General features: G+C 72.2%; 10 protein-coding genes and 1 pseudogene. 9 read left to right on the top strand and 2 right to left on the bottom strand.

All coding sequences use genetic code 11. The features are described from left to right. The first annotated feature begins 198 nt into the window (after positions 1-198). Both ACZ5XS_RS07915 and ACZ5XS_RS07910 read left to right on the top strand, forming a co-directional pair. A complete protein-coding gene (locus ACZ5XS_RS07915) occupies positions 199-558 on the top strand; it encodes a hypothetical protein (RefSeq protein ID WP_468648856.1) in 360 nt (119 codons plus the stop codon). Positions 559-580: 22 nt separating this feature from the next. Next, positions 581-2,458: an ATP-binding cassette domain-containing protein gene (locus ACZ5XS_RS07910; protein WP_468648854.1), complete on the top strand. Its 1,878-nt coding sequence runs from the start codon at positions 581-583 to the stop codon at positions 2,456-2,458. Here ACZ5XS_RS07910 and ACZ5XS_RS07905 read toward each other — a convergent pair. Next, positions 2,381-3,067, bottom strand: a pseudogene (locus tag ACZ5XS_RS07905) (LuxR C-terminal-related transcriptional regulator); the annotation flags it as partial. The gene ACZ5XS_RS07910 and the pseudogene ACZ5XS_RS07905 sit on opposite strands and share 78 nt — an antisense overlap. A 161-nt stretch (positions 3,068-3,228) precedes the next feature. Here ACZ5XS_RS07905 and ACZ5XS_RS07900 point away from each other — a divergent pair. Further along, positions 3,229-5,382 carry a SpoIIE family protein phosphatase gene (locus tag ACZ5XS_RS07900; protein ID WP_468648853.1) on the top strand — a complete coding sequence of 718 codons (2,154 nt, stop codon included), beginning with the start codon at positions 3,229-3,231 and terminating at the stop codon, positions 5,380-5,382. Between the two features lie 118 nt (positions 5,383-5,500). On the opposite strand, the gene ACZ5XS_RS07895 is transcribed toward ACZ5XS_RS07900, so the two are convergent. Further along, positions 5,501-6,871 (bottom strand): S1 family peptidase, encoded by a 1,371-nt coding sequence (locus ACZ5XS_RS07895; protein ID WP_468648851.1) that lies wholly within the window; start codon positions 6,869-6,871, stop codon positions 5,501-5,503. Positions 6,872-7,056: 185 nt separating this feature from the next. On the opposite strand from ACZ5XS_RS07895, the gene ACZ5XS_RS07890 reads away from it, so the two are divergent. The 6 genes from ACZ5XS_RS07890 to ACZ5XS_RS07865 all read left to right on the top strand — a co-directional run bounded on the left by ACZ5XS_RS07890 (position 7,057) and on the right by ACZ5XS_RS07865 (position 15,576). Beyond that, complete coding sequence (locus ACZ5XS_RS07890) at positions 7,057-7,470, top strand: PaaI family thioesterase (protein ID WP_468648849.1); 414 nt, start codon at positions 7,057-7,059, stop codon at positions 7,468-7,470. Positions 7,471-7,924: 454 nt separating this feature from the next. Next, entirely contained in the window at positions 7,925-8,140 is a 216-nt protein-coding gene (locus ACZ5XS_RS07885) for a type A2 lantipeptide (RefSeq protein WP_468648847.1), read from the top strand. 95 nt (positions 8,141-8,235) lie between these two features. Continuing rightward, positions 8,236-9,042, top strand: a complete 807-nt coding sequence (locus ACZ5XS_RS07880; RefSeq protein ID WP_468648845.1) for a hypothetical protein — start codon at positions 8,236-8,238, stop codon at positions 9,040-9,042. Further along, complete coding sequence (locus tag ACZ5XS_RS07875) at positions 9,039-11,261, top strand: NHLP family bacteriocin export ABC transporter peptidase/permease/ATPase subunit (RefSeq protein WP_468648843.1); 2,223 nt, start codon at positions 9,039-9,041, stop codon at positions 11,259-11,261. Before ACZ5XS_RS07880 ends, ACZ5XS_RS07875 begins: the two co-directional genes overlap by 4 nt. Before the next feature lies 1 nt (position 11,262). Further along, positions 11,263-14,076: an NHLP bacteriocin export ABC transporter permease/ATPase subunit gene (locus tag ACZ5XS_RS07870; protein ID WP_468648842.1), complete on the top strand. Its 2,814-nt coding sequence runs from the start codon at positions 11,263-11,265 to the stop codon at positions 14,074-14,076. A 486-nt stretch (positions 14,077-14,562) separates the two neighbouring features. Then, the gene (locus ACZ5XS_RS07865) at positions 14,563-15,576 is read left to right on the top strand and encodes an iron-containing redox enzyme family protein (RefSeq protein ID WP_468648840.1); all 1,014 of its coding nucleotides are present in this window, start codon (positions 14,563-14,565) and stop codon (positions 15,574-15,576) included. Positions 15,577-15,591 lie beyond the last annotated feature (15 nt).

Here is a 15,591-nt window from a genome sequence, read left to right as displayed (position 1 = left end):
GGCGGCCCGGTAGGCCCGAGGGCCCCGGTGAGCCCCGTGACGACTCCCACGGATCCAGGCGGCCCGGTAGGCCCGAGGGCCCCGGTGAGCCCCGTGACGACTCCCACGGATCCAGGCGGCCCGGTAGGCCCGAGGGCCCCGGTGAGCCCCGTGAGCCCGGTGACGGATCCGGTGGATCCGGCAGGTTCGGTAGGCCCGGTGGTCCCAGAGAACCCGGCGGGCCCGGTGGACCCGGTGGACCCGGTGGACCCGGTGAGTCACGTGGCGGACCCGGTGAATCCGGCCCGCCCGATCGGCCCGGTGTCCGCAGAGGACCTGGTGAGCCCGGAGGCGGACCCCGTGCATCCGACCCGCCCGGCAAGCCCGACGGCCTTGAAGGACCGAGTGAACCCGGAGGTGGATCCGGTAGGCCCGGTGGCCCCGAAGGACCTGGCGGCCGTGGAGAACCCGGAGGACCCGGAGGCGGACCCCTTGTATCCGACCTGGTCGGTAGGCCCGAGGGCCACGAAGGGGCCGGCGGATTCTCTGAACCCGGTGGTGGAGCCGGACCCGACGTAACCACCTGGGAGGAGGGGCGGTCGTGACCGAGGGGGCCGGTGACGTGGACGGGGGGATCGGTCGGCTGGGGGTCCGGTTTCTGCGGGAGCGGTGGGGGGTGCTGGTGCGGCTCGGGGGCTGGTCGGTGCTGGAGACCGGGCAGACCTTCCTCACCGGGTACGCGCCCGCCCGCGCCCTGGACGAGGGGTTCCTGGCCGGGCGCCCGGAGGCCGGGCTCGGCTGGCTCGGGGTGGCCGGTCTGGGGGTCGTCGTCGGCGCGTACGGCACCGCCCGCGTGTACGCCGCGGTGGCCGCGCTGGTGGAACCGCTCAGGGACCGGCTCGTCGCCCGGGTCGTCGCACGCGGGGTGCGGGAGGCGGACGGCGGGGCGCTGTCCGGGCTCACCCAGCAGGTGGAGATCGCCCGGGACACGTTCGCCGGACTGGTGATGGTGTCGCGCTCGTTCCTGTTCACCTCCGTCGGCGCCCTGGTCGGCCTGTTCTCGCTGGACCCGCTGCTGCTGCTCGTCGTCGGCCCCCCACTGCTCGCCGGGGTGGCCCTGTTCGCGGCGACGCTGCGCCCGCTGGCCCGCCGGCAGGAGGCGTTCCTCGTCGCCGACGAGGCCCTGGCCGACGACCTCGGCGCCGTCTGCCCGGGACTACGGGACATCACCGCCGCCGGCGCGGAGGACCGGGTCGCCGCCGACACCGGGCGCCGGATCGACGCGGAGTTCCGGAGCGCCCGCTCCCTCGCCCGCTGGGGCGTCCTGCGCGTGGCCTCCCTCGCCGTCGGCGGCCAGCTCCCGATCGTGCTGCTGCTCGCCGCCGCGCCCTGGCTCCTCGACCACGGCGTCACCACGGGCGCCCTGGTCGGGGCCCTCGCCTACGTCACCCAGTCGCTGCTCCCCGCCCTGCGCAACCTGGTCCACGGCCTGGGCACGAGCGGTTCACGACTGGTCGTGGTGCTGCGGCGGCTGGTGCGCGAGCCGGCCGGCTCCCCGGACGCCGCGCCTCTCGCGCGGCCGGGCCCGGAACCCACCGCCGATGCCCCTGCCCTCTCCCTCGCCTCCGTCACCTTCGCCTACGGCCCCACCGCCGCCCCCGTCATCGACCACCTCGATCTCACCCTCCCGGCCGGCACCCACCTCGCCGTCGTGGGCCCCAGCGGCATCGGGAAGTCCACGCTCACCGCACTGGTCGCCGGGCTGCTTCAGCCGCGGAGCGGCACGATCAGGGTGTGCGGGATGCCGGTGGCCGAGGCCGCCGCCCGGCGCGTGGTCATCCCGCAGGAGGCGTACGTCTTCACGGGGACGCTCGCCGAGAACCTCGGGCAGTTCCGGCCCGACCCGGTGCCCGAGCCGGAACTGCTCGCCGCGGCGGAGGCGGTCGGGCTCGCTCCGCTGCTGGAAGCGCTGGGCGGGCCCGGGGCCCGGGTGGATCCGGCGGCGCTCTCCGCGGGCGAGCGGCAGCTGATCGCGCTGACGCGGGCCTATCTGTCCCACGCCCCGCTCGCCCTGCTCGACGAGGCGACCTGCCACCTGGACCCGGCGGCGGAGGAACGCGCCGAACGGGCCTTCGCGGCCCGGCCGGGCGGCACACTGGTCGTCGTCGCCCACCGGATCAGCTCGGCGCGGCGGGCCGACCGGGTGCTGGTCATGGACGGCAGGCGAACCGCGTGCGGGACGCACGAGGAGCTGGTGCGGGGCTTCGCGCCGTACCGCGAACTCGTCGGCGGCTGGACGCCCGTACCGTCCGGGCGGTCAGAGCCAGCCCTCGCCCTGCGAGATGCGGATCGCGTCGACGCGGTTACGGGCCCCGGTCTTGCGGGTGATGGCCGCCATGTAGTTGCGCACCGTCCCGTGGGACAGGTGCAGGCTCCCGGCGATCTCAGCGACGGAGGCCCCTTCGGCGGCCAGGGATAACACGCTGAGCTCTCTGCGGGTCAGCGGCATCTGCGCGGCCTTGAGGAAACCGAAGCCGAGCGAGTCGTCGACGAAACGTTCCCCCTCGGCGACGCGGCGGATCCCGCGCACCAGGTTCTGCGGCGAACCCTCCTTGTCGACGTAACCGAGCGCCCCCGCCTCGACGGCCCGTTTGAGCAAGCCGGGCCTGTTCGCGCCGGCAAGCACCAGCAGCCGGGGGTGCACCGGTTCCGGGCCGCGCGCGCAGAGTTCGCCGAGCGGCGGGATGCCGTAGGTGTCCGCGCACTCCAGGTCGGCCGCGCAGACGTCCGGCCGCACGGACCTCACGTGTCCGGGCGCGCCGCGCCAGGAGGTGTCGTACACCCTCAGGTCGGACTCCCGGCGGAGCCACTCCGCCAGAACCGATCGGACCAGCAACTCGTCGTGGACCAGAAGCACCCGGATCACTGCCACCCCTTCAGCTCGCCGTACGCCGGTTCCTTGTGTTGAGCGCCTGCCCCATTGTTCGCGCCCGTGACCGTTCGCGGGCGCGGAGAACCGGCCATCGGGGTGCGCGGGGGCGCACGCGCGGCGCCTGTCCACCGCCGCGCGCTTCGACTGTGGGGGCATGGCCCGGGGCGCACGGGGTACGGGCCGCCCTCACCGTGACGCGGGCAATGCGTGTGCCCGCACGCGGGCCGGCACGATGCCGCCCGGCCGCTCGCCGTGCGCGGTGGGCCGCCAGGAGGGAGATTTGACCCCAGGGACCCGTACCCCGGTCGGGCGAGGAGGTGGTCGGCGTGTCCGACGGCCGGACATCCGCGAAGGCGCCGGTGACCGCAAGGACCCGCGTCGGCCGACCCCTGCTGTCGCTCGCACTGGCGTCGATGATGGACGAGGTGCACGCGCACTCCGGAGCCGTCTATCTGCTGGCGGACGACGCGTCGGTCCTGGAGATGGCGGTGATGGCCGGGTTGCCCCGGGCGTTCGCGGCGCCCTGGGAGCGGGTGGGGCTGAGCGCGCCCATCCCGGTGGCCGAGGCGGTGCGCGAACGGCGGCTGGTCTGGGTGGGCGGCGAGGAGGACATGGCGCGCCGCTATCCACGGATCGCGGTCGTGCTGCCCTACCCCTTCGCGATGGCGGCGGTGCCCGTCGCCACGGAGTCCACCGAGTACGGCGCGGTCTTCCTGACCTGGCCCGGATCGCATCCGCCGGAGCTGTCCGACCGGGAGCGCGATCATCTCACCGCGGCCTGCGACCGGCTGGCACTGCGGCTGGAGCGGGCGGTCGAGGAGAGCGTCCCGCTGCACGCCGAACCCGACCTGCTCGCCGCGCCGACGGTGGGCGGCGTGGCCGGCACGCTCGGCACGGTGGAGGCGGCGCGGATGGTGGCGCGGCTGCCGTACGGGCTGTGCTCCCTGGATCTGCACGGGCGGATCGGCTTCGCCAACGCGGCGGCGGCCGAGCTGATGGGCGTGGCCGTGAGCGAGCTGCTCGGCTCCCAGCTGTGGGCGGCGGTTCCCTGGCTCAACGACCCGGCGTACGAGGACCGTTACCGGGCCGCGCTGCTCAGCCAGCACACCACGTCGTTCGTGGCGATGCGCCCGCCCGGCGACTGGCTCTCCTTCCGCCTGTATCCGAGCACGACCGGCCTGAGTGTGCGGATCAGCCGGGCTCGGGCGGTGGCGGAGATGAGCCGGGCCGGGCCGCAGCCCGGTGACACCCCCTCCCGCCTCGTGACCATCTCCCAGGTGCTGAGTCTGGCCGGGGCGCTCACCGAGGCGGCGAGCGTGCAGGACGTGGTCCAGCTGGTGGCGGACGAGATCGCCCCGGCCGTGGGCAGTCAGGCCCTGGTCGTCCTCGGTTCCCGGGCCGGCCGACTGCACGTCCTGGGGCACCGCGGATACCCGGACCCGCACGTCGTGGAGCGTTTCGACGGGCTGCCGCTGACCGAACAGACCCCGGGCACGCACGCTCTGACCAGCGGGGTGCCCGCGTTCTTCGACTCGCGGGAGCAGTTGGAGCGGCTGTATCCGGCGCGGCACCCGACGCCCGACGGGTTCGCGTCCTGGGCGTATCTGCCGCTGATCGCCTCGGGCCGCCCGGTCGGCACGTGTGTGCTCGCCTACGCCGAGCCGCACCCCTTCCCCGCGGACGAACGGGCGGTGCTGACGAGCCTGGGCAGCCTGATCGCCCAGGCCCTGGAGCGGGCGGTGCTCTACGACGCGAAACACCAGCTGGCGCACGGCCTGCAGGAAGCCCTGCTGCCGCACTCGCTGCCGCTGCTGCCCGGTATCGAGGCGGCCGCGCGCTACTTGCCGGCCACCCAGGGCATGGAGATCGGCGGCGACTTCTACGACCTGGTGCCGATGCGCGGTCCGGCGGCGGCGGTCATCGGGGACGTGCAGGGCCACAACGTGACCGCGGCCGGGCTGATGGGGCAGATCCGTACCGCCGTCCGCGCGTACACGACCGTCGGGCAGCCGCCCGCGGAGGTCATGCGCAGCACCAACCGGCTGCTGATCGACCTCGGTTCGGACCTCTTCGCGAGCTGTCTGTATCTGCGGCTCGATCCGGACCGGGGGCGGGCCGTGATGGCCCGGGCGGGGCATCCGCCACCCCTGCTGCGCCGGCCCGACGGGCGGGTGCGGGTGCTGGACCTGGCCGGCGGCCCGCTGCTGGGCATCGCCGACTCGGCCACGTATCCGACGACGGAGGTGGACCTCGCGCCCGGCTCCGTGCTCGTCCTGTACACCGACGGGTTGATCGAGTCGCCCGGCGTCGACATCGAGGACGCGCTCGCCGCGCTCGGGCGACGGCTGGCCGAGGCCGGGGATCTGCCCCTGGACGAGCTGGCCGACGAACTCGTCCGGCACAGCGTGGCCACACGGGAGCGGATCGACGACGTGGCCCTGCTTCTGCTGCGGGCGCGGGGTACGGGCTGACGCGGGGCCGGAACGGCAGAACGGACCGGTTCGGCCCTCCCGCCGGGGGGCCGAACCGGTCCGTGTCGTTCCGCGTCGAGAGCGGCTCAGTGGGGGCGAACCGCTCTCGACGCGGAGATCAGTGGGTCTCGGTCAGTCCGTCCTCGGCGCCCGTGCCGGTCTCCTCACCGGCACCGGCTTCCTCACCGCCGACCTCTTGGCCCGCTCCGGCCTCTTCGCCGCCGACTTCTTCACCGGCGCCGGCTTCCTCGCCGCCGACTTCACCGGCTCCGGCCTCTTCGCCCGCGCCGGCCTCTTCGCCCGCGCCGGCCTCTTCGCCCGCGCCGGCCTCTTCGCCCGCGCCGGCTTCGCCGCCGCCCGCCGCGTCGCCCGCGCCGAGGGTCGCGCCGACCGCCGCCAGCGCGGTGGTGACCGGCTGGAAGAAGGTCTCGCCGCCGACCGTGCAGTCGCCGCTGCCGCCCGAGGTCAGGCCGATGGCGAGACCGTCCTCGGTGAACAGGGAGCCGCCGCTGTCGCCGGGTTCGGCGCAGACGTTCGTCTGGATGAGCCCGGTGACGGTGCCCTCCGGGTAGTTCACCGTGGCGTCGAGTCCGAGGACCTCGCCGTCGCTCAGCCCCGTGGTGCTGCCCATCCGGGTCACCGCGAGGCCGACCGTGGCGTCCGCGGCCTCGGAGATCGCGACGGTCTGGCCGCCGCCGACGTTGACGTCGCTGGGCGCCACGGTCGCCGGGTCGTCGTACTTGACGAGCGCGAAGTCGCCGTCGCCCGGGAAGGTCGCCTGGTCGACGGTGGCGATCGGCTCGCCGTCCTGCGCGTCGGACCACGCGGCCTCCGCGACCCCGCAGTGACCGGCGGTCAGGAAGGCGGGGCTGCCGTCGCCCGCGGTGACGTTGAAGCCCGCGGAGCAGCGTGCGCCGCCGCCGAAGATGGCGTCGCCGCCGGAGAGGAAGGTCTTGAAGGTGCCGGCCGACTTCTTGATGGTGGCCATGCCGGAACCGAGGCTCTCGACGGTCGACTCCAGGGTGTCCCACTTGGCGCCGGTGACGGTGCTGTCGGCGGTGACCAGGATCTTGTTGGTCCTGGGGTCCACCGCCCACGCGGTGCCCGGGATGGTCGCCTCGGACTTGAGGGTCTGGGCGCCGGCCTCGAGTTCGCGGATGCTGTTGTCGACCTCGCGGACCTTCGCGCCCGCCTTCTCCGCCTGGACGATCACGTTGTTGTTGTCGCCGGAGATGACGTTGACGACCAGCTGTTGGCTGTCGCCGTCGTAGTAGGAACCGGCGAACGCGTCACCGAGCAGTCCGGCGAGTTGCGAGGCGAGATCCGAAGCGTCCCCCGCCTTCAGGGTCCGGGGCGCGGCGGCGGTGTTGTCCGAAGAGCCGTCCTGGGAGGCGTTGGCGTTGGGCAGCAGGATCGCGGCTGCTCCGAGCGCCACCACACTGCCCGCCGCTATCGCGACCTTGCGCTTCGGAATTCGCTTGTGACTCAAACTTCTCGACCTCCTGAGGGACCGGAGTCTGTTGCCGGTGTCTGGCAGTTGTTGGGGCGCCTGGATGGCAGTGGGTACGCACGGTGTGCACGGGGCGTTCAATTCCGTTTCCGTGCGCACCGCGTGAAACACCGAATCGGCCACGGCTCTCACACGTCCGCCCGGTGCGGGGAACAATCGCCCATATGACGATGACCACCGCCGAAGCCGACACGATCCTCGCCGACAACTTCGCCCCGTGGGTTCTCGGACTGGGCCTGCGGGTCGAGGCCTTGGGGGACGACCGGGCGACCCTGCGTCTTCCCTGGTCGGACCGCCTGTCCCGGGAGGGCGGCGGGCTGTCCGGGCAGGCCCTGATGGCCGCCGCCGACACGGCGACCGTGATCGCTCTGTCGGCCGCCCGGGGCGCCTACGGACCGATGACGACGGTGCAGCAGTCCACGTCCTTCCAGCGTGCGGTGACCGGTTCGGATGTCCTGATCGAAGCGGTCGTCACCAAGCTGGGCCGTCGGACGGCGTTCGCCGACATCACGATGACGGACGAGGAGTCCGGGCAGATCGCGGCACGGGCGAGCACGGTCTACGCACTACTGGGCTGACACGTTCAGCAACCGGACGCCAACGGTCCGTTGTGAACACCGGGCCGAATCCTTGCTCCAGGGAATCTGCACAGCGAATGCCCAACGAGGTCACCGCACGCGAAGGATCTGCACAAGTCGGGGTGCCCCTCACGTCATTGGCGCGGAGTGTCGGATTCGCGGCGACCAGGGCAAGGGCCTGCACCGGCACATCGCCGTGCCAGGTGTGAAGAAGTCGCCACCAAGCAGTGCGCAATCCTGCACCGACGGGTACTGCTGAGTCACAAATGCCCTGGTGGGGCAGGTGGTTGATTGGAAGCCCGGACCCGCTGCGTGCTTTGATCCATCGCACCGCAGGGGCCGCTCAGGGCTTCTCGGAAACGGGTGTCCGGCACCTGCGGTCGCGGCCGTCCGTCTGTCCCCCAGAGGGGGCCGCTCCCCCCTTGTGAATACCCATATGAAGGGAAGTTCCATCATGAACTCCACCCCCCAGGTTGAGACCGTCGAGATCTCCGACGCCGAGCTCGACAACGTCTCCGGCGGTCTGTCCGTGAACGCTCTGGGCACCGTCACCGGCCTGGTGGACGGCATTGCCCCGGTTTCCGGCCTGGTCAACACCGCCGTCGGCACCGTCGAGGGTGCGACCGGCCTGAACACCGCCCCGGTCACCAGCCTGGTCTCCGGTATCTGATCGCACTTCTGTGATCTTCGAGTCCCGGAGCCGGATCCCGGCTCCGGGATTCTCGGGTGCCGTGAAAGATCTCTCCCACAGGTGAGGGAAGGTTCGTGCAGTTCCGCCAACAGGCCCTCGCCAAGCTCCAGTCGCCGGAGGAGCTCGACCTCCCGGTGCGTTTCGCCCGCCCCCAGGGCTGGCTCGTCCTGTCCGTGACCGTGGTCGTGATGGCCGCCGCGTCCGTGTGGGCGGTGACCGGCTCGGTGGCCTCCACGGTCGGTGCGCCCGCGATCCTCACCCACGGCGAGGGCAGTTACATCCTGCAGAGCCCGGTCGCGGGCCAGGTCACCGCGGTCGTCGCCAAGGAGGGCACGCGGCTGCCCGCCGACTCCCCCGTCCTGAAGGTCCGTACGGCCGAGGGCGACACCGTCGTCCGTACCGTCGCCGCGGGCCGGATCACCGCGCTCGCCGCCACCATCGGCCAGATCATCCAGACCGGCGCGAACGTCGCCGCCGTCGAGAAGGTCGCCCGCGCCACGGACCCGCTGTACGCGACGGTGTACGTCCCCGCCGAGAACGCCGCCTCCATCCCGGCGAACGCCGCCGTCGACCTGACGGTGCAGTCGGTGCCCACCCAGGAGTACGGCGTGCTGCGCGGCCATGTGAAGTCGGTGGACCGCTCCGCCCAGTCGGCCCAGCAGATCTCCGCGTTCCTCGGCGACGGCCAGCTCGGCGAGCAGTTCACCAAGGACGGCCGGCCGGTGGCCGTCCTGGTCAGGCTGGACAAGTCGGCCGCCACGAAGAGCGGCTACACGTGGTCGTCCGCGGACGGGCCGCCGTTCTCCCTCACCTCCATGACGATGGCCGACGCTTCGATCCGGCTGGCGGACCAGCGTCCTGTCGATTGGCTGCTGCCGTGAGTGCCGCCCAGGACACCAGAAGCAGACGCCGGGCCGCCCCGCCCAAGCGACCGGTCCCCACGGGCAGGGTCAAGACGGTCCGCACGCCCACCGTGCTCCAGATGGAGGCCGTCGAGTGCGGCGCCGCCTCCCTGGCGATGGTGCTCGGCCACTACGGCAGGCACGTGCCGCTGGAGGAGCTGCGCATCGCCTGCGGTGTCTCCCGGGACGGCTCACGCGCCAGCAACCTGCTGAAGGCGGCCCGCAGTTACGGCCTGACCGCCAAGGGCATGCAGATGGACACCGCCGCCCTCGCCGGGGTGAAGGCGCCGGCCGTGCTGTTCTGGGAGTTCAACCACTACGTCGTCTACGACGGCATGGGGCGCCGCTTCGGCCGCCGCGGGGTGTACATCAACGACCCCGGCAAGGGCCGCCGCTTCGTACCGATGGAGGACTTCGACGGCAGCTTCACCGGCGTCGTCCTGGTCATGGAACCCGGCGAGGGCTTCACCAGGGGCGGGCGCAAGCCGGGTGTGCTGGGCGCGATGCCGGCCCGGCTGCGCGGCACCGCGGGCACCATGCCGGCGGCGGTGCTGGCGAGCCTGCTGCTGGTGGTGGTCGGCGCGACGGTGCCCGCGCTGAGCCGCCAGTACATCGACATGTTCCTGATCGGTGGTCAGACGTCCCTGCTCGGCGTGCTGTTCGCGTCGATGGGCGCGTCCGTGCTGCTCACCCTCGTGCTGACCTGGCTGCAGCAGGCGAACCTGCTGCACGGCCGCATCATCTCCTCCACCCTCTCCAGCGCCCGCTTCCTGCGCCATCTGCTGCGGCTGCCGGTCACCTTCTTCTCCCAGCGCAGCCCGGCCGACCTGGTGCAGCGCCTCCAGTCCAACGACCAGGTGGCCGAGACGCTGTCCCGCGACCTCGCGGCGGCGGGCGTGGACGCCGTGGTCGTCGTCCTGTACGCGGTGCTGCTGTACACGTACGACCCGCAGCTCACCTACGTCGGCATCGGCGTGGCGCTGCTGAACGTGGTGGCCATGCGGGTGGTGATCCGGCTGCGTGCCACCCGTACGGCGAAGCTGCGCGCCGACAGCGCCCGGCTCACCAACACGGCGTACACCGGCCTGCAGTTGATCGAGACGATGAAGGCGACCGGCGGTGAGGACGGCTACTTCCGCAAGTGGGCCGGACAGCACGCCACCACGCTGGAGGAGCAGCAGCGGCTCGGTGTGCCGAGCGCCTGGCTGGGCGTGGTCGCGCCGACGCTGGCGTCGCTGAACAGCGCGCTGATCCTGTGGATCGGCGGGATGCGGGCGATCGAGGGCGGGATCTCGGTCGGTCTGCTGGTCGCCTTCCAGGCACTGGTCACCCGCTTCACCGCTCCGATCACCCGTCTGAACGGTGTCGCGAGCCGCATCCAGGACTTCGCGGCCGACGTGGCCCGTTTGAAGGACGTCGAGAACTTCGAGGCCGACCCGCTCTACGGCCGCCCGGGCGCCGGCGAGTCGACGCGCCGACTGCAGGGTCACGTCGAGCTGCAGAACATCTCCTTCGGCTACAACCCGCTCGACAAGCCCCTCCTCTCCGGCTTCGACCTGACCGTCGGCCCGGGCGAGCAGGTCGCCCTGGTCGGCGGCTCGGGCAGCGGCAAGTCCACGGTGTCCCGGCTGATATCCGGCCTGTACGCGCCCTGGGAGGGCGTGATCCGTATCGACGGGCAGCGCATCGACGACATTGCGCGCGGGGCCCTCGCGGCCTCCGTCTCCTTCGTCGACCAGGACGTGTTCCTCTTCGAGGGCTCGGTCCGCGACAACGTGGCGCTGTGGGATCCCTCGATCCCCGACGAGGCCGTGGTGGACGCGCTGCGCGACTCCGCCCTCTACGACGTGGTGATGCGCCGTCCGGGCGGCATCCACAGCAAGGTCGAGCAGGACGGCCGCAACTTCTCCGGCGGACAGCGCCAACGCCTGGAGATCGCCCGGGCCCTGGTGCGCAGGCCCAGCATCCTGGTCCTCGACGAGGTGACCAGCGCGCTGGACGCGGAGACCGAGCTGACCGTGATGGACAACCTGCGCAAGCGCGGCTGTGCCTGTGTGGTGATCGCACACCGGCTCAGCACCGTGCGCGACAGCGACGAGATCGTCGTACTCCAGCACGGCACGATCGTGGAGCGGGGGCGGCACGAGGAGCTGTTGGTACTCGGTGGCGCGTACGCCGAGCTGGTCAGGGAGCGGTGAGATGACGACCGCACACGAGCCGGACCTCGTCCTGGGCGCCCTCGGGGCCATGGGCACGCCGATCGACTGCACCGGCCTGAGCCGCCTCGACCTGGAAGGGCCGCAGGTGCTGTGGCTGGTCGCGGCGGGCGCCGTGGACCTGTTCGCGGTGGACGCCGAGGCGCAGGGCCACTGGCACCACCTGGGCCGGCTGGAGGCGGGTTCGCTGCTGCTCGGGCCGGTCCAGGGGCCCCAGCACACTCTGGTGGCCCGCCCGCTCAGGGACTGCGTGGTGCACCGGATCAACCTGCGGGAGCTGTACCAGCCGGCGGACACCCAGACGTGGTCCTACGACGCGTACGGCAACCCCCAGTACGTGCCGCCGACGTCGAGCCCGCTGGAGTACGCCCTCGCGCTGGGCGTCGGCCGCAGTCTGTCCATCCTCTTCCAGGCGCCGATGGCCACGGACCGGGCCGCCGCGCCCACCGACGACGACGTCTTCTGGATGCAGGTGCCGCCGGGCAGTGTGCAGTACGGCTCGCTGTACGGCGCGGAGGCGGCGGCCGACCTGCTGATGGACCCGGCCGTGTGGCAGAGCATGGTCGACCAGGAGTACCGGCTGCTGACCACGCTGGACCGGTGGATCGAACAGCTGGAGCACACGCACGAGACGCGGACGGCCGCCGGCATCAAGGCCGGTGAGGCGGTCCGCGCCCAGGCCGACCGGACGCTGCTGGCGTCCATCGGCAAGTCGTCGAAGCGTGCGACGGCCGCCGACGCGGACGCCAGTTACGCGGCGTGCAAGCTGGTCGCCCAGGCCGCCGGGATCCCGCTCGCCGAGCCCGCGCAGTCGGGCACCGAGAGCGACCGTCTCGACCCGGTCGAGCAGATCGCCCTGGCCTCTCGGGTGCGCATCCGGTCGGTACGCCTCGACGGCCGCTGGTGGCGTGACGACGTCGGCCCGCTGGTGGGCCACCGGGCCCTGTCCGGCGCACCGGTCGCGCTGCTGTGGCGGCGCGGCGGCTATGTGTCCGTGCACCCGGCGACCGGTCGGGAGACGCCGATCGAGAAGGCCAACGCGGAGGAGTTCGAGCCGCGTGCGGTGATGTTCTACCGCCCGCTGCCCGACCGGCCGCTCACCCCGTTCGGGCTGCTCCGCTTCAGCATGCGCGGCACCGGCGGTGACCTGACGAACCTGCTGACCAGCGGTCTGGTGACGGTCGCCATCGGGGCGCTGGTGCCGATCGCGACCGGCAAGGTGCTCGGCGAGTTCGTGCCGAAGGCGCAGACCGACCTGATCGTGCAGTTCTGTCTGGCGGTGATGATCAGCAGTGTGGTGGCGGCGGCCTTCATGCTGATGCAGAACCTGACCATGCTCCGCCTGGAGGGCCGTATCGAGTCGACTCTCCAGCCGGCGGTCTGGGACCGGCTGCTGAGACTGCCGACCAAGTTCTTCACCGAACGCTCGACCGGCGAGCTGGCGAGCGCGGCGATGGGCATCAGCGCGATCCGCCGGATGATGGCGGGCATCGGTCCGGTGATCGCCCAGTCGGTGACCGTGGGCGCGATGAACCTGGGCCTGCTGTTCTGGTACAGCGCCTCCATGGCGATGGCGGCGATCGGCATGCTCGTCGTCATCGCCGCCGTGTTCCTGGGCCTCGGGCTGTGGCAGGTGCGCTGGCAGCGGCGCCTGGTGGCGCTCGGCAACAAGCTGAACAACCAGGCGTTCCAGACCCTGCGCGGCCTGCCGAAGCTGAGGGTCGCGGCGGCCGAGAACTACGCCTACGCGGCCTGGGCGTCACAGTTCGCGCGCAGCCGCGAGCTGCAGCAGAAGGTCGGCCGCATCAAGAACCTCACCACGGTGATGGGCGCGGTCTACCTGCCCCTGTGCACCCTGGTGATGTTCATGCTGCTGGCGGGTCCGGCGCGGGGATCGATGTCGGCGGCGGCCTTCCTCACCTTCAACACCTCGGTGACGATGCTGCTGACGGCCGTCACGCAGCTGACCGGCTCCTTCGTATCGGTGGTGGCCGCGCTGCCGCTGTTCGAGGAGATCAAGCCGGTGCTGGACGCCGCGCCGGAGGTCCGCACGGCCAGCACCCGCCCCGGTCCGCTGTCGGGCGGCATCGAGGCCCGCCGACTCTCCTTCCGGTACTCGGACGACGGTCCGCTGGTCCTCGACGACGTGTCGTTCGACGTGCGGCCGGGCGAGTTCGTGGCGATCGTCGGCCCGAGCGGGTGCGGCAAGTCGACCCTGCTCAGGCTGCTGATCGGCTTCGACCGGCCGGTCTCGGGCAGTGTGCTGTACGACGGTCAGGACCTGGCCGCCCTCGACCAGTCCGCCGTCCGCCGGCAGTGCGGGGTGGTCCTCCAGCACGCGCAGCCCTTCACCGGTTCCATCCTGGACGTCATCTGCGGCACCGAGCCGTACACGCCCGAGGAGGCGCTGGCGGCGGCCGCGATGGCGGGGCTCGCCGAGGACATCGAGCGGATGCCGATGGGGCTGCACACGATCGTCTCGGGCAGCGGCGCCATCTCCGGCGGCCAGCGCCAACGCCTCATGATCGCCCAGGCGTTGATCCGCCGCCCGCGCATCCTCTTCTTCGACGAGGCGACCAGTGCCCTCGACAACGAGACACAGCGCACGGTCATCGAGAGCACCAAGGCCCTCAACGCGACCCGGATCGTCATCGCGCACCGCCTGTCGACCGTGCTGGACGCGGACCGCGTGATCGTCATGGAGGACGGCAAGGTCGCCCAGCAGGGCCCGCCCGCGCAACTCCTCGCGGACACGGGCGGCCGCCTGCACGAGCTGGTGCGGCGGCAGATGACGTGAGCGGCTGAGGGGTCCTTTCACTATGAGCGTCCGATCAGGTCGCGTGGTCTGGTGCCGTGCATCGCAAGGCGCCGGAGCGGCCTCGATGGGGGTCCCCCCCGCGCGAGGTTGTTCGAGCGTGGGGGAGGAGCCACGTGGGCGTTTCGGCAACGCGGCGAGGTGCGGTGCCAGGCCGCGCGACCCGGACGGGCATAGTGAAAGGACCCCTGAGAGGCCGGGCGCCGAAGCCGGGGCCCCCTGGAGGGGGCGCCGCCCTGGACGAACCCGTCACAGGCGACACGCTCACCACCGCCTTCTCGTGGTCGACCGGCTTGATCGCTGCCGCGCGCTGGTCGCCTCCCTGCTCCACCGGCGCGATCCCGGAGCAGGACCTCGGTCGTCCCCGTGAGCGTGGTTGATCACGAGTGCCTTCATGTGGGCTCGGAGTACCCCCTCGGGGCGTCCACGCCGGTGGATGGCCGAGCACCGCCGGGGTACTCGGGGCTCATGCCACACGAGAGTCACGAACCACGGCTGCCCCTGGCCCGGGGGCCGGTCTCGGCAGCCGTCGCGGAGTACCTGCGGGGCGCCGGACCACTGCCGGACCATGAGGAGGTGGCGGGCGCGGCCGTCTACGGCGACGACCTCCAGCTCGCCCTGTACCTCTGCTACGAGCTGCACTACCGCGGGTTCGAGGGCGTCGCCCCGGACCGCGAGTGGGACCCGGACCTGCTGCGCACCCGCGCCGCGCTGGAGCACCGCTTCCTGGCCGCGCTGCGTGCCGACACCGCCGTACACGAAAGCGTGGACGACGCGCTCGCCGACCTCCTGGTCGAGCCCCTCGACGGGACGGGCGTCAGCCACTACCTGCGGAAGGAGGGCGAGCTGTGGCAGCTGCGCGAGTACGCCGCGCAGCGCTCGCTGTACCACCTCAAGGAGGCCGATCCGCACGCCTGGGTGCTGCCGCGGCTGTGGGGCCGGGCCAAGGCGGGGATGGCGGCGGTGGAGTTCGACGAGTACGGCGGCGGCCGCCCCGACCGGGTGCACGCGCGGCTGTTCGCCGACCTGATGACCGACCTGGACCTCGACACGTCGTACGGGCACTACCTCGACGCGGCCTGCGCGGAGATGCTGGCCACGGTGAACCTCATGTCCCTCTTCGGTCTGCACCGGTCCCTGCGGGGCGCCCTGGTGGGTCACTTCGCGGCGGTCGAGATCACGTCGTCACCCGGTTCCCGGCGGCTGGCCGAGGCGATGCGGCGCACGGACGCCGGACCGGCGGCCGAGTTCTTCTACGACGAGCACGTCGAGGCGGACGCCGTGCACGAGCAGGTCGTACGCCACGAGGTCATCGGCGGGCTGCTGGCCGAGGAGCCGCATCTGGCGGCCGACGTGGCCTTCGGTATCGACGCCACCGAACACGTCGAGGGCCGCCTGGCCGCCCGGCTGCTCACCGACTGGCGGGCCGGACGGTCGTCGCTACGCCCGCCCATGGTTTCCGGAATCTCCCATATCTCCTGATTGCCGGGGTACACG

Source organism: Streptomyces sp. NPDC033131, from assembly GCF_055578365.1.
Note: the sequence above shows the minus strand (reverse complement) of the source record. Positions and strands in the feature narration are given on the sequence as shown.

Excerpts from the sequence above, each read along its gene's own strand:
- ACZ5XS_RS07885 (WP_468648847.1), top strand. The coding sequence starts at position 7,925 with ATGAACTCCACCCCCCAGGTTGAGACCGTCGAGATCTCCGACGCCGAG.
- ACZ5XS_RS07890 (WP_468648849.1), top strand. The coding sequence starts at position 7,057 with ATGACGATGACCACCGCCGAAGCCGACACGATCCTCGCCGACAACTTC.
- ACZ5XS_RS07870 (WP_468648842.1), top strand. The coding sequence starts at position 11,263 with ATGACGACCGCACACGAGCCGGACCTCGTCCTGGGCGCCCTCGGGGCC.
- ACZ5XS_RS07865 (WP_468648840.1), top strand. The coding sequence starts at position 14,563 with ATGCCACACGAGAGTCACGAACCACGGCTGCCCCTGGCCCGGGGGCCG.